The organism is Pelosinus baikalensis (assembly GCF_020819555.1).
Classification (GTDB): Bacteria; Bacillota; Negativicutes; order DSM-13327; family DSM-13327; genus Pelosinus; species Pelosinus baikalensis.
In genome coordinates, this window is the sequence record NZ_JAJHJB010000006.1 from 1 (window position 1) to 25,693 (window position 25,693).

Annotated in this window: 27 protein-coding genes, 1 tRNA gene and 1 rRNA gene; all 29 read left to right on the forward strand. The window is 37.4% G+C overall.

Going from position 1 to position 25,693, the window contains the following annotated elements; all coding sequences use genetic code 11:
• The first annotated feature begins 256 nt into the window (after nt 1-256).
• Nucleotides 257-373 (forward strand): 5S ribosomal RNA (rrf, locus tag LMF89_RS06040).
• Nucleotides 374-376: 3 nt separating this feature from the next.
• A tRNA-Asn gene (locus LMF89_RS06045) sits at nt 377-452 on the forward strand.
• Nucleotides 453-620: 168 nt separating this feature from the next.
• A complete protein-coding gene (locus LMF89_RS06050) occupies nt 621-1,451 on the forward strand; it encodes a zinc ribbon domain-containing protein (protein ID WP_229534343.1) in 831 nt (276 codons plus the stop codon).
• A 173-nt stretch (nt 1,452-1,624) separates the two neighbouring features.
• The gene (folP, locus tag LMF89_RS06055; protein ID WP_229534344.1) at nt 1,625-2,824 is read left to right on the forward strand and encodes a dihydropteroate synthase; all 1,200 of its coding nucleotides are present in this window, start codon (nt 1,625-1,627) and stop codon (nt 2,822-2,824) included.
• Nucleotides 2,821-3,183, forward strand: coding sequence for a dihydroneopterin aldolase (gene folB, locus LMF89_RS06060; RefSeq protein ID WP_229534345.1), 363 nt, complete (start codon nt 2,821-2,823; stop codon nt 3,181-3,183). Before folP ends, folB begins: the two co-directional genes overlap by 4 nt.
• A 4-nt stretch (nt 3,184-3,187) precedes the next feature.
• Entirely contained in the window at nt 3,188-3,685 is a 498-nt protein-coding gene (gene folK / locus LMF89_RS06065) for a 2-amino-4-hydroxy-6-hydroxymethyldihydropteridine diphosphokinase (protein ID WP_229534346.1), read from the forward strand.
• Nucleotides 3,686-3,710: 25 nt separating this feature from the next.
• Nucleotides 3,711-4,853, forward strand: coding sequence for an MGDG synthase family glycosyltransferase (locus LMF89_RS06070; RefSeq protein WP_229534348.1), 1,143 nt, complete (start codon nt 3,711-3,713; stop codon nt 4,851-4,853).
• A 136-nt stretch (nt 4,854-4,989) separates the two neighbouring features.
• Nucleotides 4,990-6,078, forward strand: coding sequence for a DNA-processing protein DprA (dprA, locus tag LMF89_RS06075; RefSeq protein ID WP_229534349.1), 1,089 nt, complete (start codon nt 4,990-4,992; stop codon nt 6,076-6,078).
• A complete protein-coding gene (gene topA, locus LMF89_RS06080) occupies nt 6,075-8,264 on the forward strand; it encodes a type I DNA topoisomerase (RefSeq protein WP_229534350.1) in 2,190 nt (729 codons plus the stop codon). The genes dprA and topA overlap by 4 nt, the downstream gene beginning before the upstream one ends.
• Nucleotides 8,265-8,287: 23 nt before the next feature.
• Nucleotides 8,288-9,607 carry a methylenetetrahydrofolate--tRNA-(uracil(54)-C(5))-methyltransferase (FADH(2)-oxidizing) TrmFO gene (trmFO, locus tag LMF89_RS06085; protein ID WP_229534351.1) on the forward strand — a complete coding sequence of 440 codons (1,320 nt, stop codon included), beginning with the start codon at nt 8,288-8,290 and terminating at the stop codon, nt 9,605-9,607.
• A gap of 324 nt (nt 9,608-9,931) precedes the next feature.
• Nucleotides 9,932-10,462, forward strand: a complete 531-nt coding sequence (gene hslV, locus LMF89_RS06090) for an ATP-dependent protease subunit HslV (RefSeq protein ID WP_007953648.1) — start codon at nt 9,932-9,934, stop codon at nt 10,460-10,462.
• 14 nt (nt 10,463-10,476) lie between these two features.
• Nucleotides 10,477-11,877, forward strand: a complete 1,401-nt coding sequence (gene hslU, locus LMF89_RS06095; protein ID WP_007953647.1) for an ATP-dependent protease ATPase subunit HslU — start codon at nt 10,477-10,479, stop codon at nt 11,875-11,877.
• A gap of 40 nt (nt 11,878-11,917) precedes the next feature.
• Nucleotides 11,918-12,694: a GTP-sensing pleiotropic transcriptional regulator CodY gene (codY, locus tag LMF89_RS06100; protein WP_229534352.1), complete on the forward strand. Its 777-nt coding sequence runs from the start codon at nt 11,918-11,920 to the stop codon at nt 12,692-12,694.
• A 361-nt stretch (nt 12,695-13,055) separates the two neighbouring features.
• On the forward strand, nt 13,056-13,466 hold the full coding sequence (gene flgB / locus LMF89_RS06105) for a flagellar basal body rod protein FlgB (RefSeq protein ID WP_007953645.1): 411 nt from the start codon (nt 13,056-13,058) through the stop codon (nt 13,464-13,466).
• A gap of 2 nt (nt 13,467-13,468) precedes the next feature.
• Nucleotides 13,469-13,909 carry a flagellar basal body rod protein FlgC gene (gene flgC, locus LMF89_RS06110; RefSeq protein ID WP_007953644.1) on the forward strand — a complete coding sequence of 147 codons (441 nt, stop codon included), beginning with the start codon at nt 13,469-13,471 and terminating at the stop codon, nt 13,907-13,909.
• Nucleotides 13,910-13,924: 15 nt separating this feature from the next.
• A complete protein-coding gene (gene fliE / locus LMF89_RS06115) occupies nt 13,925-14,224 on the forward strand; it encodes a flagellar hook-basal body complex protein FliE (RefSeq protein ID WP_007953643.1) in 300 nt (99 codons plus the stop codon).
• A gap of 39 nt (nt 14,225-14,263) precedes the next feature.
• Nucleotides 14,264-15,802, forward strand: coding sequence for a flagellar basal-body MS-ring/collar protein FliF (fliF, locus tag LMF89_RS06120; RefSeq protein ID WP_229534353.1), 1,539 nt, complete (start codon nt 14,264-14,266; stop codon nt 15,800-15,802).
• Nucleotides 15,803-15,815: 13 nt separating this feature from the next.
• Nucleotides 15,816-16,826, forward strand: coding sequence for a flagellar motor switch protein FliG (fliG, locus tag LMF89_RS06125; RefSeq protein ID WP_229534354.1), 1,011 nt, complete (start codon nt 15,816-15,818; stop codon nt 16,824-16,826).
• A complete protein-coding gene (locus LMF89_RS06130) occupies nt 16,819-17,574 on the forward strand; it encodes a FliH/SctL family protein (RefSeq protein ID WP_229534356.1) in 756 nt (251 codons plus the stop codon). The genes fliG and LMF89_RS06130 overlap by 8 nt, the downstream gene beginning before the upstream one ends.
• Complete coding sequence (fliI, locus tag LMF89_RS06135; protein WP_229534357.1) at nt 17,571-18,884, forward strand: flagellar protein export ATPase FliI; 1,314 nt, start codon at nt 17,571-17,573, stop codon at nt 18,882-18,884. The genes LMF89_RS06130 and fliI overlap by 4 nt, the downstream gene beginning before the upstream one ends.
• A 25-nt stretch (nt 18,885-18,909) precedes the next feature.
• Nucleotides 18,910-19,353: a flagellar export protein FliJ gene (gene fliJ, locus LMF89_RS06140; protein ID WP_229534358.1), complete on the forward strand. Its 444-nt coding sequence runs from the start codon at nt 18,910-18,912 to the stop codon at nt 19,351-19,353.
• Nucleotides 19,354-19,362: 9 nt separating this feature from the next.
• Nucleotides 19,363-19,878: a lytic transglycosylase domain-containing protein gene (locus LMF89_RS06145; RefSeq protein WP_229534359.1), complete on the forward strand. Its 516-nt coding sequence runs from the start codon at nt 19,363-19,365 to the stop codon at nt 19,876-19,878.
• A gap of 44 nt (nt 19,879-19,922) precedes the next feature.
• On the forward strand, nt 19,923-20,537 hold the full coding sequence (locus LMF89_RS06150; protein ID WP_229534360.1) for a MotE family protein: 615 nt from the start codon (nt 19,923-19,925) through the stop codon (nt 20,535-20,537).
• 38 nt (nt 20,538-20,575) lie between these two features.
• Nucleotides 20,576-21,937 (forward strand): flagellar hook-length control protein FliK, encoded by a 1,362-nt coding sequence (locus tag LMF89_RS06155; RefSeq protein ID WP_229534361.1) that lies wholly within the window; start codon nt 20,576-20,578, stop codon nt 21,935-21,937.
• A gap of 16 nt (nt 21,938-21,953) precedes the next feature.
• Nucleotides 21,954-22,604 (forward strand): flagellar hook capping FlgD N-terminal domain-containing protein, encoded by a 651-nt coding sequence (locus LMF89_RS06160; protein ID WP_229534362.1) that lies wholly within the window; start codon nt 21,954-21,956, stop codon nt 22,602-22,604.
• 24 nt (nt 22,605-22,628) lie between these two features.
• Nucleotides 22,629-23,030, forward strand: coding sequence for a TIGR02530 family flagellar biosynthesis protein (locus LMF89_RS06165; RefSeq protein ID WP_229534364.1), 402 nt, complete (start codon nt 22,629-22,631; stop codon nt 23,028-23,030).
• Between the two features lie 80 nt (nt 23,031-23,110).
• Nucleotides 23,111-24,730: a flagellar hook protein FlgE gene (locus tag LMF89_RS06170; RefSeq protein ID WP_229534365.1), complete on the forward strand. Its 1,620-nt coding sequence runs from the start codon at nt 23,111-23,113 to the stop codon at nt 24,728-24,730.
• Between the two features lie 64 nt (nt 24,731-24,794).
• Complete coding sequence (locus tag LMF89_RS06175) at nt 24,795-24,989, forward strand: flagellar FlbD family protein (RefSeq protein WP_007934855.1); 195 nt, start codon at nt 24,795-24,797, stop codon at nt 24,987-24,989.
• A gap of 167 nt (nt 24,990-25,156) precedes the next feature.
• Nucleotides 25,157-25,636 (forward strand): flagellar basal body-associated FliL family protein, encoded by a 480-nt coding sequence (locus LMF89_RS06180; protein WP_007953625.1) that lies wholly within the window; start codon nt 25,157-25,159, stop codon nt 25,634-25,636.
• The last annotated feature ends 57 nt before the right edge of the window (nt 25,637-25,693 follow it).

Below are 25,693 nucleotides of genomic sequence, written 5' to 3' on the forward strand. Positions count from 1 at the left end.
AAGTCCAGCAATGGATTCAGCTGACTGGTACTAATAGGACGAGGGCTTGACTTAAGCAGCGCACCAAAAGCTTGTGAGCGATAGCGAGCAAAAGCTTTTGAGTAAGTCGCTTACTTCCGTAGTGAAGCGTGAGCGGAACTAGGAAGTATCAAATATGTATCTTTACTTTTCAAGTGACTGATACGTACCTAGCATGAATCTTTCTTCTGTGAAGTTTTGAGGGAGCATACTCTTTGAGATGTTTACCTCTATAATATCTGGTGGCGATAGCTAAGGGGTTCCACCTGTTCCCATACCGAACACAGTAGTTAAGCCCTTATACGTCGAAAGTACTTGGCTGGAAACGGCCTGGGAGGATAGATAGTTGCCAGTTTATTCCTTGATAGCTCAGTTGGTAGAGCAATCGGCTGTTAACCGATCGGTCGTAGGTTCGAGTCCTACTCAAGGAGCCAGTTTAATGAAAACACCATTCACGCAAGTGAATGGTGTTTTCCAATTATTAAGGATTTTAGAATGATAAAGGGCTTAAGTTCTGATTGCGGTCTTTTTACTATTATTGTACAATAATAGTAAAATCGATAGTAAAAGATGGATTTTTTATATAAGCGGGGTGGCAGAGGATGACGTATAGTGGCTTTAAATATTGTCCTTTTTGTGGTGAAGAGTTGCCGCAAAATCATATGATGAAATTCTGTCCCTTTTGTGGAAAAAAATCTTCACTAAATGACAAGATAGCTTTAGAGGTTGCTCAACATGAAGTTATAAAAGAAAAGACGTTATCAAAGAATGTTGACCAAGAGCAAAAGATAAAGAATGAGATTTACATGAGGGATGATACCTTACTACTACAACATATGGATAATGAATATTATAGTATTATATTGAAGTATACAGCAGATAGAATGAATCTAATAAAAGTTTTAGAAAAGATACTAGTGAGGAGTGCCTTTGCCGTTCGCTTAGCTGTGGATAATATGCCAAGTCTTATTATCTATAAGGCTAAAAGAGAAGATATTGTAAACTTACATATTGCTTTTGTAAAAGGTCAAGCAAGCGTTAGTATCATTCCCGGTGAATTTAATAATAATCCTTCTTTAAAAGAATTATTTCCCATGTTTGGTAAGTTGAATATACAAATGCGAAAAGATATTGAAGGCTTGCCAATGAAATTATGGATAGGCGATCAAATTACCAATGTCTTTCCTATAAAATATGGGGAAAGTAAAAAAGGGATTTTGGTTATAACGAATAAAAATATATACATTATATATAAATATGCGGTTATGACAAAATTTCGATGGTTGGTAATATCTTATACATTATTATTGAAAGTTGTGAAAGAAAATAAATCTCTTGAGTTCATTTATAAGAATAACAAAGTAGAACGCATTGAGTTTATTACTAATCGGGAATTAGTTGAGGCTTTTGAAGCAATTGAACATATAGTATGACAAAATAAGGAAAGACTTCAGTTTTACTCAAGTCTTTCTTTATTTTTTATAAATTGGATTTGCTAAAAGTCAATTCGATTGTGTTATACAATAGAATTGACTAAAAAGTATTCATAAAAAAAGTCGTAGCTGTGGTACAATAAGGGATATGTCGGGGTGCAAAGGAGGAAAAAATGACTTTTAATGTACGTGTTTTAGGAATAGATAATCTAAAGCAGGCTGAGATGGAATTAGCTAGGGTAAATTATGATAAGACTAGCATTCCGGATATGGATGATAAAGTTGTATTTAGGGTAGTAAAATTAGAAAACATTTCAACGAAAAATGCTAATCTTTTAAAACAAGCATTTTTCGTTAACGGTGGAGAGGTCGCTGTAGGGAGAAGTACAATGGATCTTGGTACTGCATATGCAGATGTTTTGTTGTGTGCAACAATAAAACAATTTCAAATGGCTATTGCCCAATTGAAGATAGAACCATGGGGATTACCTACAATTGCAGAGGCTATTGAGAGAACTTTAAATAATATTGAGAGTTTTCCGCAACGCTCATATTATTGGCAGCATCATTCGCTAAAGATTATGCCAAGGCGCACTTTAATAATGGGGATTTTAAATGTTACACCAGACTCTTTCTCAGATGGCGGTAAATATAATACCATCGAAAAAGCTCTGTATCATGTTGAAGAGATGATACAGTGTGGTGCCGATATTATTGATATTGGTGCTGAATCTACCAGACCCTACTTTGGAGCTGAAAAAATATCAGCTGAAGAAGAAATGAATCGATTGGGTCCCTTATTAGAACGAGTCTTATCGATATCTACAGTGCCTGTTTCGGTGGATACATATAAATCCAGCGTTGCGCTGGAGGCGTTAAAATTGGGGGCTCATATGATCAATGATATATGGGGACTGCAGCAAGATCATAATATGGCGAAGGTAGTAGCTGGGTACAATGTGCCTATTATTATCATGCATAATCAAGATACTACACATTATCAGCAAGACATTATGTCAGAAATATATAATTTTTTACAAAAGAGTATCTCTATAGGCATTCAAGCAGGCATTGATCCTAACAACATTATTATTGATCCGGGTATTGGATTTGGGAAGACGCCGGAACAAAATTTGATAGTAATGTCTCGTTTAGATGAGTTAAGATCATTAGGCTGTCCTATATTACTAGGTACTTCCAATAAAAGATTTATTGGTGAAGTGTTAGGCCTGCCAGTAGAAGAACGGGTAGAAGGGACAGGCGCTACCGTGTCTATTGGAATAATGAAGGGCAGTAATATTGTTCGTGTACACAATGTACAAGCAATGGCTAGAATAGCAAAAATGACAGATGCGATGAGGAGTGATATATGATGAAGGATACAATACTATTAGAAAATATGGTGTTTTATGGGTTTCATGGGGTTTATGAATATGAACGTGAACAAGGGCAGCGTTTCTATGTGGATGTCCAAATACATGCGGATCTAAGTGAGGCAGCTAAAACGGATAAGCTCACTGATACAATTGACTATACGATGATTTATTCTCAAATCAAAGACGTTATGGAGAATCAAAGATTCCAACTATTAGAAGCAGTTGGCGGACATATTGCAGAATTAATTTTAAAGACAAGCATTGCTACGGATGTTACTATAAGAATTCGCAAGCCTGCTGTACCCATCCCTGGACCGCTAAATTTTGTTCAGGTAGAAATAAGCCGGAGTAAATAAGGTAATGATTATACTTGGATTAGGTTCTAATATGGGAGACCGCGAAAGTAATATAAAGTCGGCGATTTGCGAATTAAATAAGCAGAGTAAAATTACTATTAATAAAATATCATCCTTATATGAAACAAAACCTGTTGGTTTTGTGAATCAACCTAACTTTTTTAACTTAGTTATTAGTATTAATACTATGTTAAATCCCCATGAGTTATTAACAGAATGTCTACATGCAGAATATCAATTAGGCAGGATCCGTAAGCAGCGTTGGGGTCCTAGAAATATAGATATTGATATTCTTGTTTATCATGGTCATATTATCAAGGATGAGGTGCTGCAATTACCTCACCCTCGCTTACATGAGAGATCCTTTGTTCTTATACCGTTGCAAGAGATTGCTTATGATCTTCCTGTATATCAAGGGTTAACTTCTAAAGATCTATTGCAAACAATGAATGCCAATGATGATGTCATATTATATAAAAAAATGAAGTTAGACTTTTTATAACGATAAGATAGGAGGCTAACGAAAGTTGGCTAAATCATGCAAAGTGTTATTTATTAGCGCTCCAATAGGGGCAGGCCATATAAAAGCAGCCCAATCAGTTGCTGAAGCAATGTGTCGACAATATGATCACGTTGAAACCAAACTGGTAAATGTATTTGATTTTTTTAATATATTTGTTGGTAAAAATATTTTAACTATTTATTTCAAAGTATTAGAATTATTTCCTAAAATGTATGGGATGGCCTATGGCTGGGGAAATGAAAGTCCGCTTGCATTAGTAGGTCGTCAGATCATTAGTCGCTATTTGGCTAAAAGAATGGAACAATACATTTTAGGGTATAATCCAGATATTATTGTATGCACTCATGCCACTCCTGCTGGGCTTATCTCTTCTTTATTAAAAGATAAGAAAATTGCCATTCCGGTAGTTGGTGTAGTTACAGATTTTGTTGTACACCGCTTGTGGGTTTATCCTGAAATTCAACATTATGTTATTGCCAATGAAAAAATGGGCAAATTCTTATTTGACCACGGAATAAATGGTAATGGTATAAAGGTTATGGGAATTCCTGTTGGTGAAAAATTCTCACGAGTATCTGATAAAGAAAAAGTAATGCAGAATTTACAGTTTTGTAGTGAGATAAAAACAATTCTTATTATGGGTGGTGGAGCAGGACTTCTGCCCATGGATAAAATTGTTCAATGTTGTGAAAATATTGGCATTCCATTACAAATGATTGTTGTTGCAGGCAAAAATAAAAAGATGTACCAGAAAGTGATGAATTTACAGCCTAAGCTGCGCAATAAGGTACAAGTTTTAGGATATGTTGATTATGTTAATGAATTAATGGCAATTGCAGATCTAATCATTTCGAAGCCAGGAGGAATAACGTGTGCAGAAACATTATGTGCAGGCATACCGATGCTCATTTATCGACCTATACCAGGACAAGAAGAAGCAAATACAAATTATTTAATTGAGCAGCAAGTAGCTTTGAGGGCAGACTCTTTATTCGATATACAGCTAATCATAGAAAAGTTGTTTATAGAGCAGCCTGACGAATTAATAAGATTACGACAAAATTCTTTGAAAATGGGACGACCTCAAGCTGCTGTGACTATAGCTGATTACATTTATTCTCAAGCTGAAATGAGAAGGAATTGTTGATATATGTGTTAGAGTTTTTCAAATTGACATTTTTTGTTGGTGTGTATTGTGGAAGTGTGCTATAATTACCATTATTTTATACTGATTTTCCTGAATAAATATATGATTAGGTAAATATGATCATGTTGGAGGAAAAATGGAAAAAATATACTTAGCAGCATTACAGATGGTAGCTGGAATTGGTAACGTACGTCTTAAAGGATTGGTTTCTTTTTTTGGTAGCGCTCAGCAGGCTTGGCTGGCCAATAAGCGTGATTTATTTTTATGTGGGCATTTAGATGAAACAATCTATAATAAATTACTCATACATCGGGAAAAAATAGATATATATACATTAGCATGTGATTGGGAAAGAAAAGGAATTCGTATTTGTTCTCATAACGATTCCGAATATCCTAAGTTGCTTTTAAATACTTATAATGCTCCTCAAGTTTTGTTTTATCGTGGTGCATTGCCAATTACTGATCATCTTATTGCAATTGTCGGGGCGAGGAAGGCTACTTCCTATGGGAAAAATGTTGCACAGTTACTAGCATCAGAGCTTAATGAAGCTGGAGTATGGGTAGTGAGTGGTGCTGCCCGGGGTATCGATACAGCTGCTCATCAGGGCGCATTATTGAAAGATGGATATACAATAGCAGTTCTTGGCTGTGGAGTGGATATTAACTATCCACCGGAAAATGGTAAATTGATAAATCAAATTGCAGAGAGTGGTGCTGTAGTTTCTGAATATGCTCCTGGTACTATGGCACATCCTGGTCATTTTCCAGCGCGCAACAGAATTATTAATGGCTTGTCCCGTGGGGTGGTAGTGGTGGAAGCTGCAGAAAGAAGCGGAGCATTAATTACAGCTGATTTTGCCTTGGAAGAAGGACGTGATGTCTTTGCTGTGCCTGGTAGTATTTTTTCACCATCTAGCAAAGGGACACATCGACTTGTAAAACAGGGTGCTAAACTGATTGATAGTGCTGTTGACATATTGGAGGAATATGACATTGTCGTTAAAGAGAAAGAGACTCAAAGAATCGACCTTACTAGCGAGGAAGCAATGGTTTATGATATTCTTACATATGAAAATTCTTTAGGGATTGAAGACATTGTCATGAAAACAAAGCTGAGTACCGCAGTAATTACATATATATTACTTCAGTTTGAATTACGTGGTTTAGTGACAGAGAATAGCGGGAAACGCTATTTGCGCTGCGCTAAGGAGGGAGTTAAGTGAGCAAAGCATTAGTTATAGTTGAATCTCCAGCAAAAGCAAAAACGATTGAGAAGTTTCTTGGAAAAAACTACACAGTTAAGGCTTCTATGGGACATTTAAGGGATTTGCCTAAGAGCCAATTTGGTGTAGATGTAGAGAACAATTTTGCGCCTAAATATATTAATATTCGTGGCAAAGGCGATCTTATAAAAAGTCTTAAAAATGCTGCTAAGGCAGCAGATATTGTTTATTTGGCATCTGACCCTGATAGGGAAGGAGAAGCGATTGCTTGGCATTTGTCACATATATTAAATATTCCTCAAGATAAGGCCTGTCGAATTGAGTTTAATGAAATTACAAAAACTACAATTCAAAATGCTGTAAAAAAACCTCGGCCTATTAATATGGAGAGGGTTGATGCGCAGCAAGCCAGGCGGTTATTAGACCGAATTGTTGGTTATCAATTAAGCCCTCTGCTGTGGAGGAAGGTAAGAAAAGGTCTTAGCGCAGGACGAGTGCAGTCTACAGCTGTAGGAATTATCTGTGATAGGGAAAAAGAAATCCAAGCGTTTGTCTCAGAAGAATATTGGACAGTGGTTGCAAAGTTGCGGGGAATGCCCAAAACGGCATTATTTGACGCCCAGCTTATTTTAATTGACGATCATAAGGCTAAAATTGATAACGAAGAGCAAGCTCAAAGTATACAAGAAGAATTAGAAAAGGCTGAATTTACGGTAGCGGACGTGAAGCGGCGAGAAAGGCGGCGTAATCCTGCTGCACCCTTTATTACCAGCAGTTTACAGCAAGAGGCATCACGCAAATTGGGCTTTACTTCTCGCAAAACAATGATGGTGGCTCAACAATTATATGAAGGGCTAGATCTTGGTAGCTCAGGTCCAGTCGGACTTATCACTTATATGCGTACTGATTCGGTGCGTTTAGCTGAGTCAGCTCAACAAGAAGCCGTTAAGTACATTGCAGCAACATATGGAGAAAGCTACTTACCTGAAAAGAGCCCAGTATATTCTTCGAAAAAATCCCAAGATGCACATGAAGCCATTCGTCCTACTAGTTTAGAATTTCCTCCAGAAAAGTTAGTCAAGTATCTTTCACGAGATCAGTCGCGATTATATACTTTAATTTGGGAACGATTCATTGCCAGTCAAATGGCACCAGCAATATATGATACGTTAACCGTAGATATTGCCGCTAGCCGTTTTTCTTTACGAGCAACAGGTTCGACGGTTAAGTTTCCTGGTTTTATGGCCGTATATACAGAAAGTAAAGATGGGGAAGAAAAAGAGAAAGATATTACATTGCCTAACTTGACGATTGGAGAGAAATTAAAGGTTAATAAGATTACTCCTAAGCAGCATTTTACAGAACCACCGCCTAGATATACAGATTCCAGCTTAGTAAAAGTACTAGAAGAAAAAGGTATTGGTCGCCCAAGTACCTATTCACCAATTGTTGAAACCATATTAGCACGAGGTTATGTAATTAAAGTAGAGAAAAAATTTCAACCAACAGAATTAGGCTTTGTAGTTCTTGATTTGTTAAAACAATATTTTAAAGCAATCGTAGATGTTAAGTTTACAGCTAAAATGGAAAATAGTCTTGATGAAATTGCCGATGGCAAAGGTTCACGCATTGATTTATTACGAGAGTTCTATGCTTGGTTTGCTGTAGACTTAGAACAAGCAGAAAAAGAAATTGGTCATGTTGAACTTCCTGTGGAAGTATCCGATGTACCATGTGAGAATTGTGGTAGATTAATGGTGGTAAAACATGGCCGTTATGGTGATTTCTTAGCGTGTCCTGGTTTCCCAGAGTGCCGTAATACAAAGCCTATTTTAAAAGAAACAGGAGTACAATGCCCCAAATGCGCTGGAAGTATTGTTGAACGGCGAACAAAACGCAGTAAAACCTTTTATGGATGTAAGAATTATCCTGCCTGTGACTTTATGACATGGGATATACCTTTAAAAGAAAATTGTCAGACTTGTGGTGCCTTTATGTTACGGCATAATTTAAAAAGTGGTAAATTTAATATCATATGCAGCAATGAATCTTGCCAAACGCGTCAAAATGATATTGATAAAAAAGCGAATGATAGCACAAAAAAAACAAAAGATGCCAAAAAAAGTAAAACAACTTCAAGAAAATCTAAAGGTACGACGCTAACTAAGAAAACTAAATCAGAATAAATGATATAATCGGAGGAACAATCGTGTCTAAAGTAACTATTATCGGAGCTGGCTTAGCTGGCAGTGAAGCAGCTTGGCAAGTTGCGGAGGCGGGATATGATGTGGAACTGCATGAAATGAGACCCCATGTTATGCCGCCGGCTCATCATACGGATCAATTTGCAGAGTTAGTATGCAGTAATTCATTACGAGGGGCTGCAATTGAAAATGCTGTTGGATTACTAAAGGAAGAAATGCGAAAAATGAACTCTTTAATCTTGAAAGCGGCGGATGCAAGTAAAGTACCAGCGGGTGGAGCTTTAGCCGTCGATCGTGATTCGTTTAGTAAATATGTAACAGATGCTCTTGTAAGCCATCCAAAAGTAACAATTGTAAGTGGTGAAGTGACTGACATTCCTCAAGAACAATTACTAATTATCGCCAGTGGGCCTTTAACATCTCCAAACTTATCAGAAGCTATCGGAAAAATAACAGGTAATGAATATTTGTACTTTTACGATGCCGCAGCTCCGATCGTATTAGGAGATTCTCTTGATATGAGTAAAATATATCGCGCCTCTCGTTATGGTAAAGGGGATGATGACTATTTAAATTGTCCTATGACTAAAGCTGAATATGAACTTTTCTGGCATGAGTTGACTCATGCAGAAACTGCTCCTGTCAAAAATTTTGAGAAAGCAATCTTTTTTGAAGGGTGTATGCCGGTAGAAGAAATGGCGAGTCGCGGTATTGATACTTTACGTTTTGGGCCATTGAAGCCAGTTGGGTTAGAAAATCCAACTACCGGGGAAAGACCTTACGCGGTAATACAATTACGTCAGGATAATTTTGCTGCTACTTTGTATAATATTGTTGGATTTCAAACACATTTAAAATGGCCTGAACAGGAGCGAGTCTTCCGATTGATACCTGGCTTAGAAAAAGCAGACTTTGTTCGCTTAGGTGTTATGCATCGCAATACATTTATCAATTCACCTAAAATTCTATCTACTACGCTGCAAATGATTACAAACTCCAACATATTCTTTGCAGGACAAATTACAGGTGTGGAGGGATATGTGGAGTCCGCTGCTTCCGGATTAGTAGCAGGACTTAATGCAAGTCGTTTATTATCAGGACTTGGGCCTGTAGTATTTCCGAAGGAAACAGCCCATGGAGCTTTGTGCCACTATATTACGAATGCCGAGGTAGAACATTTTCAACCTATGAATATAAATTTTGGGCTATTACCACCGTGGGAGGAAAGAATACGAGATAAAAAAATAAAAAATCATTTAATTGCTCAACGCTCATTAAATGCTATTGATAAATTTAAAGAAGAATTATACAATAATCTTGCATAATTAATGTTATTGTGCTAGTATGAATTAATAAATTTTCCTACATAGCTTGACAGACGAGAGAGCCAGTCTTAGTAGTGTTTCATACTTCGACATATTTTAGAAGCATATAATTGTTATTTCGACAATTACACTATTATCTTATATTTGAAGATTGAAAAGAATGCCTCACAGCACTCTGTAATGAATTATTAGGCAGATATCGAGGGATTTTCGATTTTGCTAAATTACAAAGTGTTGAGGAGGTTCTTTTTACTCATGTAGCGAAAGAAAAATTAAAAACAGTCTATCATAATGCATATATATGGTGCATAGGAGGCGGTATTTATGTTTCACGCGACAACCATTGTTGCTGTAAAAAAACAAGGGAAAACGGCAATCGCTGGTGATGGTCAAGTTACTTTTGGTGGTAATACGATAATGAAACATAACGCTAAAAAGGTTCGACGTTTATATCATGGTCAAGTGTTAGCTGGCTTTGCCGGATCTGTGGCTGATGCATTTACCTTATTTGGAAAATTTGAAGTAAAGTTGGAAGAGTTCAATGGTAATTTAATGCGAGCTGCTGTTGAATTAGCTAAAGAGTGGCGTGTAGACAGAGTATTGCGTCGCTTGGAAGCATTACTTATTGTTACAGATGCAGATCATATGTTAATCATATCAGGAAATGGTGAGGTAATTGAGCCAGACGACGATGTTATGTCTATAGGTTCAGGTGGTCCTTATGCCTTAGCAGCGGCTCGGGCTTTAGTAAAACACTCTAATTTATCTGCTTCTGAAATTGCTCGAGAAGCGCTTCAAACTGCAGCAAGTATTTGTGTATATACAAATGGTAATATTACAGTTGAAGAGTTATAAAAAGGGGTGACAGTATGATTGAGATGACACCTAAACAGATTGTAATAGAATTGGATAAATATATTGTGGGACAACAACAAGCAAAAAAATCAGTGGCGGTTGCACTTCGTAATCGTTGGCGTAGTAAACAATTAGCAGCAAACTTGCAAGATGAAATTGTCCCTAAAAATATCTTGATGATTGGACCGACTGGTGTAGGCAAAACTGAAATTGCGAGGCGTTTGGCTAAGTTAGTCAATGCACCCTTTGTAAAGGTGGAAGCCACGAAATTTACTGAAGTTGGCTATGTAGGCCGTGATGTTGAATCAATGGTTCGCGACCTGGTAGAAACAGCTATTCGTATGGTTAAGCATGCAAAAATGCTAGAAGTAACAGAAAAAGCACATCAGTTTGCAGAAGAACGTATATTGGAGTTTTTTGTGCCATCTGCTAAAAAAGAAACACCACGTAACCCTTTTGAAATATTATTTGGTGGCACAACTTCGAATAACGACGTAGCATCAAATAAAGTAATCGACGAAAATGTTGAGGCTCCAATTTTAAATCGGGAATATTGGAAAAAACGATTAGATAATGGTGAATTAGAAAATGAGTTTATAGAGATAATAGTAGAAGATTCTGTAAATCCTATGATGGGAGCATTCTCTGGTGCTGGCATTGAGGAAATGGGCATTAATATACAAGATATGCTTGGAAGTTTTTTGCCTAAAAAACAAAAAAAGAGAAATGTAACAATTGCTAATGCTCGTAAAATTTTTATTCAAGAAGAAGCGCAAAAGCTTATTGACATGGACGAAGTGACTGCCATCGCGTTAGATTTAGCAGAAAACTCCGGGATTATTTTCTTAGATGAAATTGATAAAATCGTAGGTCGTGGAAAATCGTCTGGTCCCGATGTATCACGGGAAGGTGTACAACGCGATATTTTGCCTATTGTAGAAGGATCTACTGTAGTTACCAAGCATGGTCCTATAAAAACGGATCACATATTGTTTATGGCTGCAGGAGCTTTTCATATGGCAAAGCCTTCCGAATTGATTCCTGAATTACAGGGACGCTTTCCTATTCGAGTAGAGCTAACGAATTTATCAAAAGCTGATTTAAAACAAATATTAACAGAACCAGCAAATGCCTTAATTAAGCAGTATATGAGCTTGTTAGAAACAGAAAATATAAAAATTCAATTTACTGATGATGCTATTGAGGAGTTAGCGGAAATTGCTTTTGAAGTAAATGCTCAAACTGAAAATATTGGTGCTAGACGTTTGCATACTATTTTGGAAAAATTACTAGAAGATTTAGCGTTTGAAGCACCTGATATAAATGAAAAATTGGTTTTAATCAATAAAGATTATGTCAAGACCAAATTAGCGCATATTGTAGTGAATCCAGATTTAAGTCATTTTATATTATAAACTAGGTTATATAACCTAATGAAGGGTAGGAGGCAGTATTATGACAACGATGTTAGAACGTACTCGTAAAATTAATAAATTATTGCAAAAATCCGAGAAAGTGGAATATGATGAAATTTCTCGCGTGCTCAGTACAGTGATGGAAGCAAATGTGTATATTGTTGCTAAAGATGGTAAAATATTTGGATATGCTTTGTTAGGTGATTTTGAATGTGATTTAATGCGTGATAAAGTGTTATTACAAGGATGTTTTCCTGAACGGTATGTAGAATGGTTACTGCGGGTTAACGAAACATCTCCAAATCTAAGCCTTGAGGGAGGTCTTTGTTCCTTTAGTGAAGATACGGGGTGTATATTCACAGATAAGTTTACCACTATCGTCCCTATTCACGGTGTAGGAGAACGAATTGGCACATTAATTGTAGCTAAATTTCATACTGAGTTTCAAGATGAAGATCTTGTTTTGGCTGAATATGGAGCAACCGTTGTTGGTATGGAAATTTTAAGAGATCGTAGTGGAAAGATTGAAGATGAAGCTCGTAAGAAAGCCACGGTGCAAGTAGCTCTTGGTACCCTTTCTTATTCTGAACTTGAAGCTGTTATCCACATTTTGAATGAGTTAGAAGGTAATGAAGGTTTACTAGTTGCAAGTAAAATTGCTGATCGTGTTGGAATTACTCGTTCCGTAATTGTTAATGCCTTACGTAAATTTGAAAGCGCAGGGGTAATTGAATCAAAATCATTAGGAATGAAGGGTACTTATATAAAAGTATTAAATGAGCGCTTATTTGAAGAATTGAAAAAACTTAAAAAGTAATACAATAATAAAAAGAACTGCTGCTATTGAGATAGGTTCAATAGCAGCAGTTCTTTTTTTATCTCATGGTGTTATTTGAGAAATAAAAATGATTGTTGTAAAAATTTGTAGATAGAGGGATTTCTATATCTTTTGGTAGATGTGCAAAAGACAAAAGTATTATATCATTAACAAGGGTTGATTTTTGATTATGAAGGATTTTCTGTCACTTTATAGAATTATAAGTGTGTAAAATTTGTTGGAAATAGTATTTTAACAAAGGTATTTGAAGGATTATATAGAATAATAATGCTTAGTTCTACATTTTGTGTAATAAAATGTAATTATGTTACATGTAATATAAAATACTGGAGGATTATGTGTGTTAAATTCAATTCTAGCGTCGCCGCGAGTGTCTGTGTTAGAGCAAGCTTTATCAGCATCTTCTTTAAGGCAAAAGGTAATTAGTAATAATATCTCCAATGTTAACACGCCGGGTTTTAAGAAAAGTGAAGTGGTTTTTGAAGATTTTCTGCAAGATGCCGTAGATAACGGTAAATTACAGATGACAAAAACAAATAGTCAGCATTTGCCATTGCAAGGAAAAGGGATTCCAACTCCTGCAGTAAAGGTAATTGATAAAACTTCTTTTAGAACTGATGGCAGTAATGTAGATATTGATATTGAAATGGCGAATCTGTCAAAGAATAATATCTATTATAACGCAGTAGTACAACAATTAAGTGGTTATTTCACAGGGATTAAGTCCGCGATAAAAGAAGGGAGAGGATAAGTATGGGAATGTTTGGTGCTATTGATGCAGCAGCATCAGGTTTAACAGCAGAACGACTTAGAATGGATGTAATCTCTAATAATATTGCTAATGTTAATACGACTCGTACTAGCCAAGGAGGAGCCTATCGACGTCAAATGGTTGTGTTTTCTCCGCGAGAAAATCAAGCAACATTTTCCCAGGTTTTATCTGAAAAGTTAGGTAATGATGTTGGAAATGGAGTTAGAGTGGTTGGAATTACTGAAGATACTTCTGCAGCTCGCTTAATCTATGACCCCGCACATCCCGATGCAAATCAAGATGGATATGTGGAAATGCCGAATGTTAACGTTGTATCTGAAATGGTAGATATGATTACGGCTACTAGGGCTTATGAAGCAAATGTCACTACGATTAATACAGCGAAAAGTATGGCTCTTAAAGCATTAGAAATTGGAAAATAATGGAGGTTGACATTTGTGCGTATAGAGGCACTTAAATTAACACCAGTCAATTCGAACATGGTTGAAAAAGTTACGCCTCAAATAGAAGAGGGTAAGAAGAACTTTGGAGAATTCTTAACAGAGGCGCTTGGTGAAGTGAATAGTTTGCAGCAAGATGCGGCAAAGGCTTCGTTTGATCTAGCAGCAGGGAAATTGCAAGACATCTCTCAAGTGACGATAGCGGCAGAAAAAGCAACAATAGCAATGCAGCTAACGATGCAGGTCCGCAATAAAGTGGTTGACGCATATCAAGAAATTATGCGTATGCAGGTATAATTATGACAATATTTTTGTTGATTTGAAAGGGTGGAGACAATGGCAGATTGGAAAGAGCAGTCTCTGCGCTTGTGGCAAAACCTGGGTAAAAAAGAAAGATATATGATTCTTGGCTCGGCTATACTTATATTTGCAATTATTTTAGCGTGGAGTTTTTGGTGGGGTGGTCGCCCGGATCTTGTACCTTTATTTACTGAGATGGAAGCTAAAGATGCTGGTGAGGTAAGCGCAAAATTAAAGGAAATGAAAGTTACCCATGAAATTGGTGGTAATGGAAATGCAATTATGGTTCCTGCAAAAGATGTTTACCGCATTCGGTTGGATTTAGCCAGCCAAGGTTTGCCACGAGGCAATAAGGGCTTTGAAATATTTGAACAAAGTAAGTTTGGTGCTACTGAATTTCAAAATAAAGTGAATTTGGTGCAAGCATTACAAGGTGAATTAGCTCGTACGATTGAACAATTATCAGAAGTGGAAAAAGCTAGGGTACATATAGTTCTTTCGGAAGATAGTTTGTATAAGAAGAATGAAAAACCTGCAACAGCTTCTATTATGCTCAAACTACGTACGGGGGCTCAATTATCAAAGGAGCAAATAAAAGGTATTGTTAATTTAGTAGCTCATAGTATACAAGGGTTAAAACCTGAGAATATAACTGTGGTGGATCAGCTGGCTCGTGTACTTAACGAAGAGAATGACTCTAATGGAGTCTCTGGAGCAAATGTGACATTAACGCAAATTGAAATGACTAAAAAAGTACAAGATAGTTTGCAAAAAGATGTGCAGTCCCTATTAGAGCAAGTTTTAGGAGCCAATAAAGCTGCGGCAAGGGTAAATGTTGAGTTAAGTTTCGATCAACGTGTTGTAGATCGACAAACCTTTGAACCAGTAGTAGATGACAAAGGAATTATTCGCAGTTCTCAAGAGATGAATGAAAATTTTACAGGCAGCGCACCCAATACTCCAGGTGGAGTGCCGGGAACGACTACAAATGTACCTGGTTATGTGACAGCCAATACAAATCAGTCCAATTATGAGAAAAAAGAAGTAATCCGCAATTATGAAATTAATGAAACAAAAGAAAAAGTTGTAGCAACGCCAGGATCTATTAAACGACTCACTGTGGCAGTCTTAGTTGATGCTAGTGTGAATCGGGCACAGCAAGATAGCATTCTAAGGACTGTGAGTTCTGCAATTGGTATTAATAATGCAAGAGGCGATACTGTTTCCGTTGAGAGCATAACCTTTAATACAGAGGCGGCAGATAGGCAGCGTAGAGAAGAACTGGAAGCTGAAAGTCAACAAAGGCAAGCTTTATGGTTGAAGATAGCATTAGCCGTAGCGACGGTTCTGGGAATTCTGTACATTCTTCGTATGCGTAGTCTTCGCAAAAGGCAAGAAGAAGAAAGAATGGAAGAAGAAATTGCTGCTGCAACTGAATCAATGTCAATAGAAACGCCTGAAATGACAGCTCAGGAAATACAATTATCTGAACAGCGTAAAGAACTTGAAAGGCTGGCCAAAGCTAAACCTGAAGAGGTAGCGCAGTTAATTAGAGTTTGGTTGTCCGAAGAGTAGAGCGGGGGTAAGTATGTACCAATCAAATGAATTAAGTAATAAGCAAAAAGCGGCTATCTTATTGATAGCCCTTGGTCCCGAGGTTTCTTCTCAGGTTTTTAAGCATCTTAAAGAGGATGAAATGGAGAAGCTTACTCTAGAAATTGCTAATCAACGAAAAGTAACGCAAGAACAAAAAGAAAAAGTGTTAGCTGAATTTCATCAAATGTTAGTGGCAAATAATTATATTTCTTCTGGTGGCTTGGATTATGCTCGTGAAATCTTGGAAAAGGCGCTTGGTGCAGAAAAAGCAGTTTCTATTATTAATAGATTAACTTCAAGTTTGCAAATTAGACCTTTTGATTTCGCACGCAAAACAGATCCGGGACAATTGCTGAATTTTATTCAAAATGAGCATCCACAAACGATTGCTTTAATTATGTCATACTTACAAGCAGAACAATCAGGAACGATTTTATCATCTTTACCGCCGGATCGGCAGGTTGATGTGGCGAAACGGATCGCAACGATGGATCGTACGTCTCCTGATGTATTGAAAGATGTTGAACGCATTTTGGAACGTAAATTATCAGCTATGGCTACTCAAGATTTTACATCTGCTGGTGGTGTTGACTCCATTGTAGAAATACTTAATCGAGTTGACCGATCAACAGAAAGAACGATTATGGAAAACTTAGAGGTACAAAATCCTGAGCTTGCCGAAGAAATCAAACGCCGCATGTTTGTCTTTGAAGATATTGTATTGCTGGATGACAGGTCCTTGCAATTGGTGTTGCGTGAGATTGAAAGTAAAGACTTGGCGTTAGCTCTGAAAGCATCTTCAAATGAAGTTGCAGGTAAAATCTACAAAAACATGTCAAAACGTGCTGCTGACATGTTGCGTGAAGAAATCGAATATATGGGGCCAGTAAGAATTAGAGACGTTGAAGAAGCCCAACAAAAAATTGTTAATGTTATCCGTCGTCTGGAAGAGTCTGGAGAAATCGTTGTGGCACGTGGCAAAGGGGACGAGATCATTGGCTAATATTATACGATTTGCTTGTATGCAAATGGAACCTTTGATAATAAATAATAATATGTTTATAGATGATAATGTTGAAGTAACTAAAGAATTAATTGAGGTTTCGGTGGATACTTCAGTGGCAGATGAAATAATAGCTTCGGCGAAAGAAGAAGCAGCTGTTATTATTGATGAAGCTAAGAAGGATGCAAATCAATGCATGCATGAGGCAAACCAGCAAGTAGAGCAATTAAAACAACAAGCCCATGATGATGGATATCAAAAAGGATATCAACAAGGGCTCGAGCAGGGAAAACAATCAGGATTAGAGGAAATGCAGTCTCTGATTGATAATGCTGTTGAAAAAACGCAACAAATGTTAACTCTTGGGGAAAAAGAAGCTAAAGAAATGATTTTAGCTGCAGAACGGCAGATAATCGAAATTGCACTGGCTGTTGCCGGTAAAGTGCTGGCTTGCCAGATTGAAGAGAATCCTCTGATTGTACTGCCAATTGTCAAAAATGCGTTGGAAAAAGTCAAGGATCAGGAGCAAATTGTTCTTAGAGTGAGTAATAATGATTTTGATATCGTATTGCAAGCGAAACAGGAATTCCAAAATATGGTGGGATGTGAGCAGGCGTTAACAATTGTAGCCGATCGTACGGTTACAGCAGGCAGTTGTGTGATTGATACATCCTATGGTGTGGTTGATGCTAAAATTGATACCCAGTTTGATGCACTTCGCAAAGCATTGCAAGGAGTGTTGCCATGAAGTCCTTTGATAATGAGAAATATCTAAATGTCATACAAAGCGCTGAGACAATGAAAATAGCTGGTAAAATAACACAAATTGTCGGTTTAGTGATTGAATCCCAAGGTCCTAGTGTTAACTTGGGTGATTTATGTTATATATCTCCGCGGAATGCGGGAGACGCAATTCCTGCTGAAGTCGTTGGATTTCGTCATAATAGGGTTTTATTGATGCCGATTGGTGAAATGCAAGGAATAGGACCGGGATGTGAGGTTTTTTCAGCTCATCAATCCTTAAAAGTTAATGTAGGACATCATTTACTAGGTCGCATCCTGGATGGCTTAGGTAATCCTATGGATGATAAAGGACCTTTAGCGATAAAAGAAGAGTATCCATTGCATAGTGCTCCGCCTCATCCTTTATCTCGCAGGCGCATTGAAAAAAAGTTATCAGTAGGAGTGCGAGCGATTGATGGTTTAATAACCTTAGGAAGAGGGCAGCGAATCGGTATTATGGCAGGCAGTGGTGTTGGGAAGAGTACATTGTTAGGCATGATTGCTCGTAATACAGAAGCGGATATTAATGTTATTGCTTTAGTTGGTGAGCGGGGAAGAGAAGTTAGAGAATTCATTGAACGAGATTTAGGAGAAGAAGGACTAAAACGCTCAGTGGTGGTTGTTGCTACGTCAGATCAACCTGCTTTGGTGCGTATCAAAGGTGCAATGACTGCTACAGCTATTGCAGAATATTTTCGTGATCAAGGCTTAGATGTTGTTTTAATGATGGATTCGGTTACCCGTTTTGCCATGGCACAACGAGAAGTTGGATTAACCGTTGGTGAACCTCCTGCTACTCGTGGTTACACTCCATCTGTTTTTGCGATGTTGCCCAAACTGCTAGAACGCTCTGGGACAGGTGAGAATGGTTCAATTACTGGTATTTACACGGTTCTGGTAGATGGTGATGATATGAATGAACCCATAGCGGATGCTGTACGCAGTATTTTAGATGGACATATTGTATTAGACCGTGGTATTGCTGCACAAAATCATTATCCAGCCATTGATGTTTTGGGAAGTGTAAGTCGGGTAATGTTAGACATTGTAGAAAATGAACACTATAAGGCAGCACAAAAAATGCGTTCAATTATGGCCACCTATCGTGAAGCTGAAGATTTAATTAATATTGGTGCATACGCAACAGGCAGTAATGTTAATATTGACAATGCGATTGCTGCTATTGATTCTGTTAAAACTTTTTTGCAACAGGATGTTTTTGAAAAAATGTCTGCAGATGAAACAATTGAAAAATTGCTATCGTTAACATCTTAAGTAAGGTTTTGAGGTGTGAAATAGGATGAAGTCATTTAAATTTCGATTAGAAGCCTTACTCAAATTTCGCAAAATGCAAGAAGAACAGGCACAAATTTTATTTTGGCAAGCGACAAATCAATTTCGAATCGAAAAAGAAGAACTGGCAAAATTAGAAGAAAATGTTCTGCAAAATATGAATTTACTGCGCAACTTTCAGCAAAATTTATTATCGATTGAAACTTTTAAGTCATTTCATCATTATTTTGATAAAATGAAAAAAGAAATTCAACAGCAAAATGAGTCTGTTAAACGTGCTGATGAATATAGACAAGAATGTTTAAAGAATCTTGAAGAAGCAGTAAAAGGTCATAAAGTTGTAGAAAAATTTCGCGAGAAAAAAATACAAGATTATCAAGCAGAATTACTAAAAGAAGAGCAGAAAATATTAGATGAAATAGGATTACAACTTTATGTAAGAGAAAAGTAGGGTGATCAAATGGAAAGTATAAGCAGAGTTTTACAACGGATCAATACCATTGAACAACGATTTAATCATTCTTCTACGAATGGGCATGATTTTTCTGCTGTATTGGCAGGAGTTCAAGCAAATGACTCTATAAATGAAAAGAATTTTGCTTCAGATGATATTAGTAAAATCATTGATTATACAGCTAAAAAATATGGAGTCGATTCTAAGCTGGTTATGGCTGTTGCAAAAGTAGAGTCTAATTTATCATCGGATGTTGTTTCGTCAGCTGGTGCGGTAGGTGTAATGCAATTAATGCCTGAAACTGCACAAGGATTGGGTGTTCGTAATAGTAAAGATCCACGTGACAATATTGACGGTGGTGTTCGTTATCTGAAACAATTAATTACCTCTTTTGATGGTGATATAACGAAGGCAGTAGCTGCTTATAATGCAGGACCCCAGGCCGTAACAAAATATAATGGTATTCCTCCTTATACAGAAACAAAAGACTATGTAGCTAAAGTAATGTCATTAGTGAAATAGTATGAATCACATGGGTGAAACAGTCTTCAAAGGTAGGTAACAATATGGCAAAAAAAGTGACGCCTGATTCTCAAATAAAAATAAATATGAGCACGCCTGATAAACCTAAAAAAAAGCTAGGAACAATAGTTAAAGTATTAATTGCGATCATAATACTGTTACTCATAGCTACTGTTGGTTTTGCCCTGGGAGTTTATTTGAATTTAATTGATATGAAAGGCATGACTGAAAAATGGAAATTAAATGAATATCCGGTGGTTGGACAGTACTTTCCTCAGCCTAAAACTAATTTTGAGACTGTTGAATTAGATGAACAAAACCAAGTGGAAACTCCTCCTGAGGCAAAAGTAGTACCGCCAGCAGTAGTCCCCAACATCTCTCCTGCCTTGCCAGCAATTGTGGATGACTCTGAACTGCAAAAGCAGGCTAAACTAAAACAGCAAGAAGAGGCAAAACGCATTTCTAAGTTGGCAAGATTATATGGTGGGATGAAGCCTGACGAGGCCGTTGTTATTTTGAATCAGTTAGATGATCGTTCAGTACTGGCGATTTTAAATAAAATGGAAGATGAACAAGTTTCAAAAATTTTACCTTTATTTAGTCCGGAACGTGCTGCTGTTCTTACCCAAGCCATGCTCAGAGGCGGAAACTTGAATTAATTTTTAACATATATAAGTAATGAAAGGAGGTGAAAAAAATGGCTATAATGGCAAATGTAACTCCCATAGAGATTAAACCAAACACGTCCTCGCAAACATCTACGAGCAAAAAAAATAATTCTTCTAGCAATAAGTCTGGAGTGGATTTTGGTAAGGTATTAAACAACCAGTCAGATAAAACCGAGAAAGAAGATATAACTAGCAAAAGTGATTCTGCTGCAGCTCAATTAATTTCAGGAATGATGGGGCTGAATCCACAGGTTAATGCTGCACCAATTCAAAGTAATGAGAACCTTATCGCAGATGATGTTGGAGGGCAATTGGTTAATGCCAATCAACTAACTGAATTAATAGGAAAGAATGCTATTCGATTAGATGTAACTACTGGTATGAATACTTCTCAAAAACAATTGGCAGCCTTATTGACAAAAGGAACAGATGTAAATATGGCAGGCAATACGAATGCTAATCAATTTACAATGCAATTACAAGAATTATTGCAAAATAAGCAGCTGACAGAACAAGCACAAGTTAGTGATCCTTCATTAAGCAAAGCAAGTGTGACAATTAATAATGCTTTATTAGAAACAGTACCTTCCTTTGCCCTTGTTAACAGTAACGGAGTAGGAAAAGCTAATAATATGCCGCAAGTTGATAACAAAAAAACAACACCAAATCAAGCTCAGGCAGGAGTAGCGACGCTAGATATTACTCAGTTGATTGATTCGGTTGATGCAAAACCGGTCACGACATCTCCCTTATTAACCAATGTTGTTAGTGCAATGGAGAATGTGAGTGAGAGTGGTACCATGTTATTAGGTGCTAAAGAACAATTAAGTGTAGAGAGTCTACTTCCCAATCAAACCACGAATACCTCAGATACTTTTGCGGGTGCCTTAAATCAGCAGGTAATGAAAAATGAAAATCAAGTTGCTGTTTCCGACGGAAAACAAGTAATGCAGCAACCAATAAAAGATTCATACCATGTTGCCTCGCAGATTGTTGATCAGGCTCGCTTAATTTCTGGTCAAAAGAATACAGAAATGATTATTCAGCTAAAGCCAGAACATTTGGGAGAACTGACTCTTAAAGTAACCGTCGAAAGTGGTGTGGTTAGTGCGAGCTTCCATTCGAATAATAGTGAAGTCCGTAATATTATTGAAGCATCCCTTCCACAATTAAAGCAAGAGTTATCGAATCAAGGCTTAAAAATTGATAATGTAGATGTATATGCAGGTTTAGGAGACTTCTTTTCTAATGGACAGCATGAAAGCCGACAAAAACCGGAAGTAAAAGTGCAAAATAAAAAGATTGAAGAAGATTTTCTTGATGCACTAGACGATTCTACTAGTGTAGTGGAATCTAGTTCAGAAGGATCTGGAGTAGATTATCGTATATAAAAAAGGAGATGATGTTATGTCCAATGTAATTAATAGTACAACCAATACAAGTACATCTACTAATACATCTACCAGCGCAACAGCGAAGAGTTCAAATAGTTCTTTAGGAAAAGATGATTTTTTGAAATTACTTGTTACACAACTTCAATATCAAAACCCACTGGATCCTATGGATAATACAGCATTTGTTGCCCAAATGGCACAATTCTCCAGCTTAGAGCAAATGCAAAATTTAAATGCTACAATGGCTAAGATGCAAGCCAGCAATCTGATCGGCAGTACTATCAATTTCTCAAATGACAGCGGCAATTCGATTACAGGGGTAGTGGGAGGAACAAGCACCGCTTCTGGAGTTACTAGTTTGGTTGTTGGAGTAGATGCTGTACAATATCCAGCTTATCTTCCTACCACAACAGGTGACTTGGCTAATTGCGCAGTTAGTTGGACTGATAGCAGCAAGGTTTCACATTCAGGAGTAATTCAGAGCGCAACTGTTGATAGTAATGGAACAGTGCAGGTTACAGCAGTAGAAACGGATTCAAGTGGAGCAGTGCTAATGGATTCAAATGGAAAAATAGTAACAAGTACCTTTGCATCAAAGCAAATTACTAGACTGATTGTTCCAACAACAGTTGATTTGAGTAAAGTAACTGAGACTACAAAATAGTTAAGTCAACAGGAGGTTAGAGATATGACTGACAATAGTATATATCGCCTGCAACAGTCTATGACCCCTGTAAGCCCGATTGCTGGAAAGTTAATCAATAATGCAAAAAATAATCAAGGGAAACAAAATAGTGCACCTTTTGATCAAATTTTATCCCAAGAGTTAACAGGTGTAAAATTTTCTCAGCATGCTCTGCAACGGCTGCAAAGTAGGAATATTAAACTGGGGCAGACGGAGTTACTTAAATTGAATGAAGCTGTGGAAAAAGCTTCGCAAAAAGGTGCGAATGAATCTTTGGTATTCATGAGTAATAGTAATCTAGCCTTAGTGGTGAGTGTGAAAAATAAAACAGTGATTACGATTATGGATGGTGCAAATAGCAAAGATAATGTATTTACTAATATTGATAGTGCGGTAATTGTATAAGGCTGGACCTCTAGTGGAGAGCCTTTGACTGTTGACTGATTGATACAGTCACAAATATAAAAAAGTGAGGTTGATTTATTATGATGCGTTCCTTGTACGCTGCTGTTTCTGGCTTAAAAGGTAATCAAACCTATATGGATGTTATTGGTAATAACATTGCGAATGTAAATACAGTTGGTTATAAATCGTCTAACGTTACATTTCAAGATATGCTAAGTCAAACACTACAGGGGGCCTCCAGTGCTTCAGGCACTCGGGGAGGGACAAACCCCATGCAGGTAGGTCTGGGTGTGAGTGTGGGCAGTATTAGTACAAACTTTACTGATGGCAGCACGCAGCCGACAGGTATATCAACAAACCTGGCAATTTCAGGTGATGGGTTCTTTGTTGTAGGTACCCCTACGAATCAAATGTATACGCGAAGCGGTGATTTTACGACGGATGAGCAAGGCAATTTCCTTAATAGTGCAGGATATAGTGTATTAGGTTGGCCAGCTGATGCTTCAGGTGTTGTTGACACTACCCAGCCAATATCAGCGTTGCAAATACCAGTAGGTTCAACAATGCCAGCTAAAGTATCCACTGCAATTACCCTTACTGGTAATTTAAATGGGGGTGCTACTGCATTAAATGCAGCGACAATGAAAATTGATGCTGCTGCTGCGGTTGTAAAAGCAGGCGCGTTAACAACTGCGATAAGCGGTGTTACTGGTGTTGCTCCTGCAACTACTACAGCAGTATCAACTGCAGCTGCTAAAGTAGCAGATGCAAATGCAGCAGCAGCTGCTTTAGCAGCTGCTACTCCTAATACAACAGCGGCAGCAACGGCAGCAGCGGCAGCCTTAGATGCAGCTAAGGCTGCTGTTACTGCGGCTAACGCAGCAGTTAAAGCGATTGCGGCAGATCCTGCAGCTAAGGCAGACGCGGCGACTACTGCAGCTGCAGCATCTTTGGCCACAGCTGCAAGTACAATTTCATCTAGTAGCGATTCGACTCAACCAGTTTCTTATGATTTATATGATACCCAGGGGAACAAATATACTTTAACAGGTACAATTACGAAAACAGGAAATAATTCATGGACCTTTACACCTGCGTCAACCATAATTGGCGGTACTGACGGCAAAACTACAGTTGCTACTGTTACAGGGGGATCATCTACGATTAAATTTAATGCCGATGGCAAGTTTGATACCAGCACAGTATTTAATGCTTTAACAATTGATCCAACTGGCGGCCCATATGCAGGGGCAGGTTCTTTCACAGTACAGCCTAGTGGTTCGACGATGACTCAAAATGGCACTGACTCTACGGCAAAAATGAGCAGTGATGGTTATGGTGCTGGTACCCTAAATGGAAAGACTATTTCAACTACTGGTGAGATTATTGGTAGTTTTACTAATGGACAAACACAGGCCATTGGACAGGTTGCTTTGGCTGTATTTAATAATCCTGATGGTTTACTTTCTGCGGGAGGTAATTTATATACAAAAACCACCAATTCAGGAGAACCTCAGATTGGTAAGGCAGGTACTGGAGGACGTGGTAAATTTACTCCTGGCAGCTTGGAAATGTCCAATGTGGATTTAGCGCAGCAATTTACAAACATGATCGTTGCTCAGCGTGCATTCCAGGCTAATTCTAAAATTATTACGACTGATGATAATATGTTGGAAGAACTTGTAAACCTTAAACGTTAATAAATAGGTAAGGGGGGCGAAAATCCCCCCCTTCTATAAAATGTGAATGTATGGAGGCTTTTTTATGATAAAAGTAGCGCGTCTTAAATCCCAAGAGGAATTTGTATTAAATGCGGAATTGATTGAAACGATTGAAGAAACTCCTGATACAGTGATTACCCTTACGAGTGGTAGAAAGCTGATTGTCGAAGAAACCATGGATGAAGTCGTGCGTAAAGTAATGGATTATCGTCGAGCTATTTTTGGTAAGTTTAGATAGATATATCTTATTGTTAAAAATACTGTCTGTTTATCAAGAATGAAAATTATATGATAAATAATAGTTTTATTGTCATTTTAATAAGTTAAAAGATGAGTAGTAAGAAGCTGTACTAAATGTATTAGCGTTCAATCAGATTATGTGTAGTCTAAAATGGGGGTGTAACAGTGGCTGATGGTCAAAAGAAGTTTCCAATGATGCTTATGGTAGGTATGATTGTATTTGGTTTATTATTGGCTGGGGGAATTTCCTACTTTATTGCGACTAAAATTGTTGCTGATAAAGCGGTGGACAAGAAAAGTTCTCAACGTGAATCAGGTGTTTTTGTAAAATTGGGTGATGCAAAAGATGGGCTGTTGATTAATATTGGCGGTGCAAGTAGTGGACGTTACTTGAAAATTGGACTTATTGTGGAGTTAAGACCTGACAAAAAGGCTACTACTGTAGCTGCCACTGGAAAAATGCCTTCACCAGAAGAAATAAAACTTGCAGATACAGCTGTTTATGTATTACGATCTCTAAAAATCGAAGATTTTGATCCTCTCAAGCAAGAACAGTTAAAAGAACTTTTGAAAAATGAAATTAATAAATCTTTTGGTGATGATCGAGTGTATGACGTATATATAACCAATTTTGTTTTGCAGTAGATTTAGAATGTATACCGTATTATAATATGTAATAGAGTGGTGGAAAGGAGAGAACGT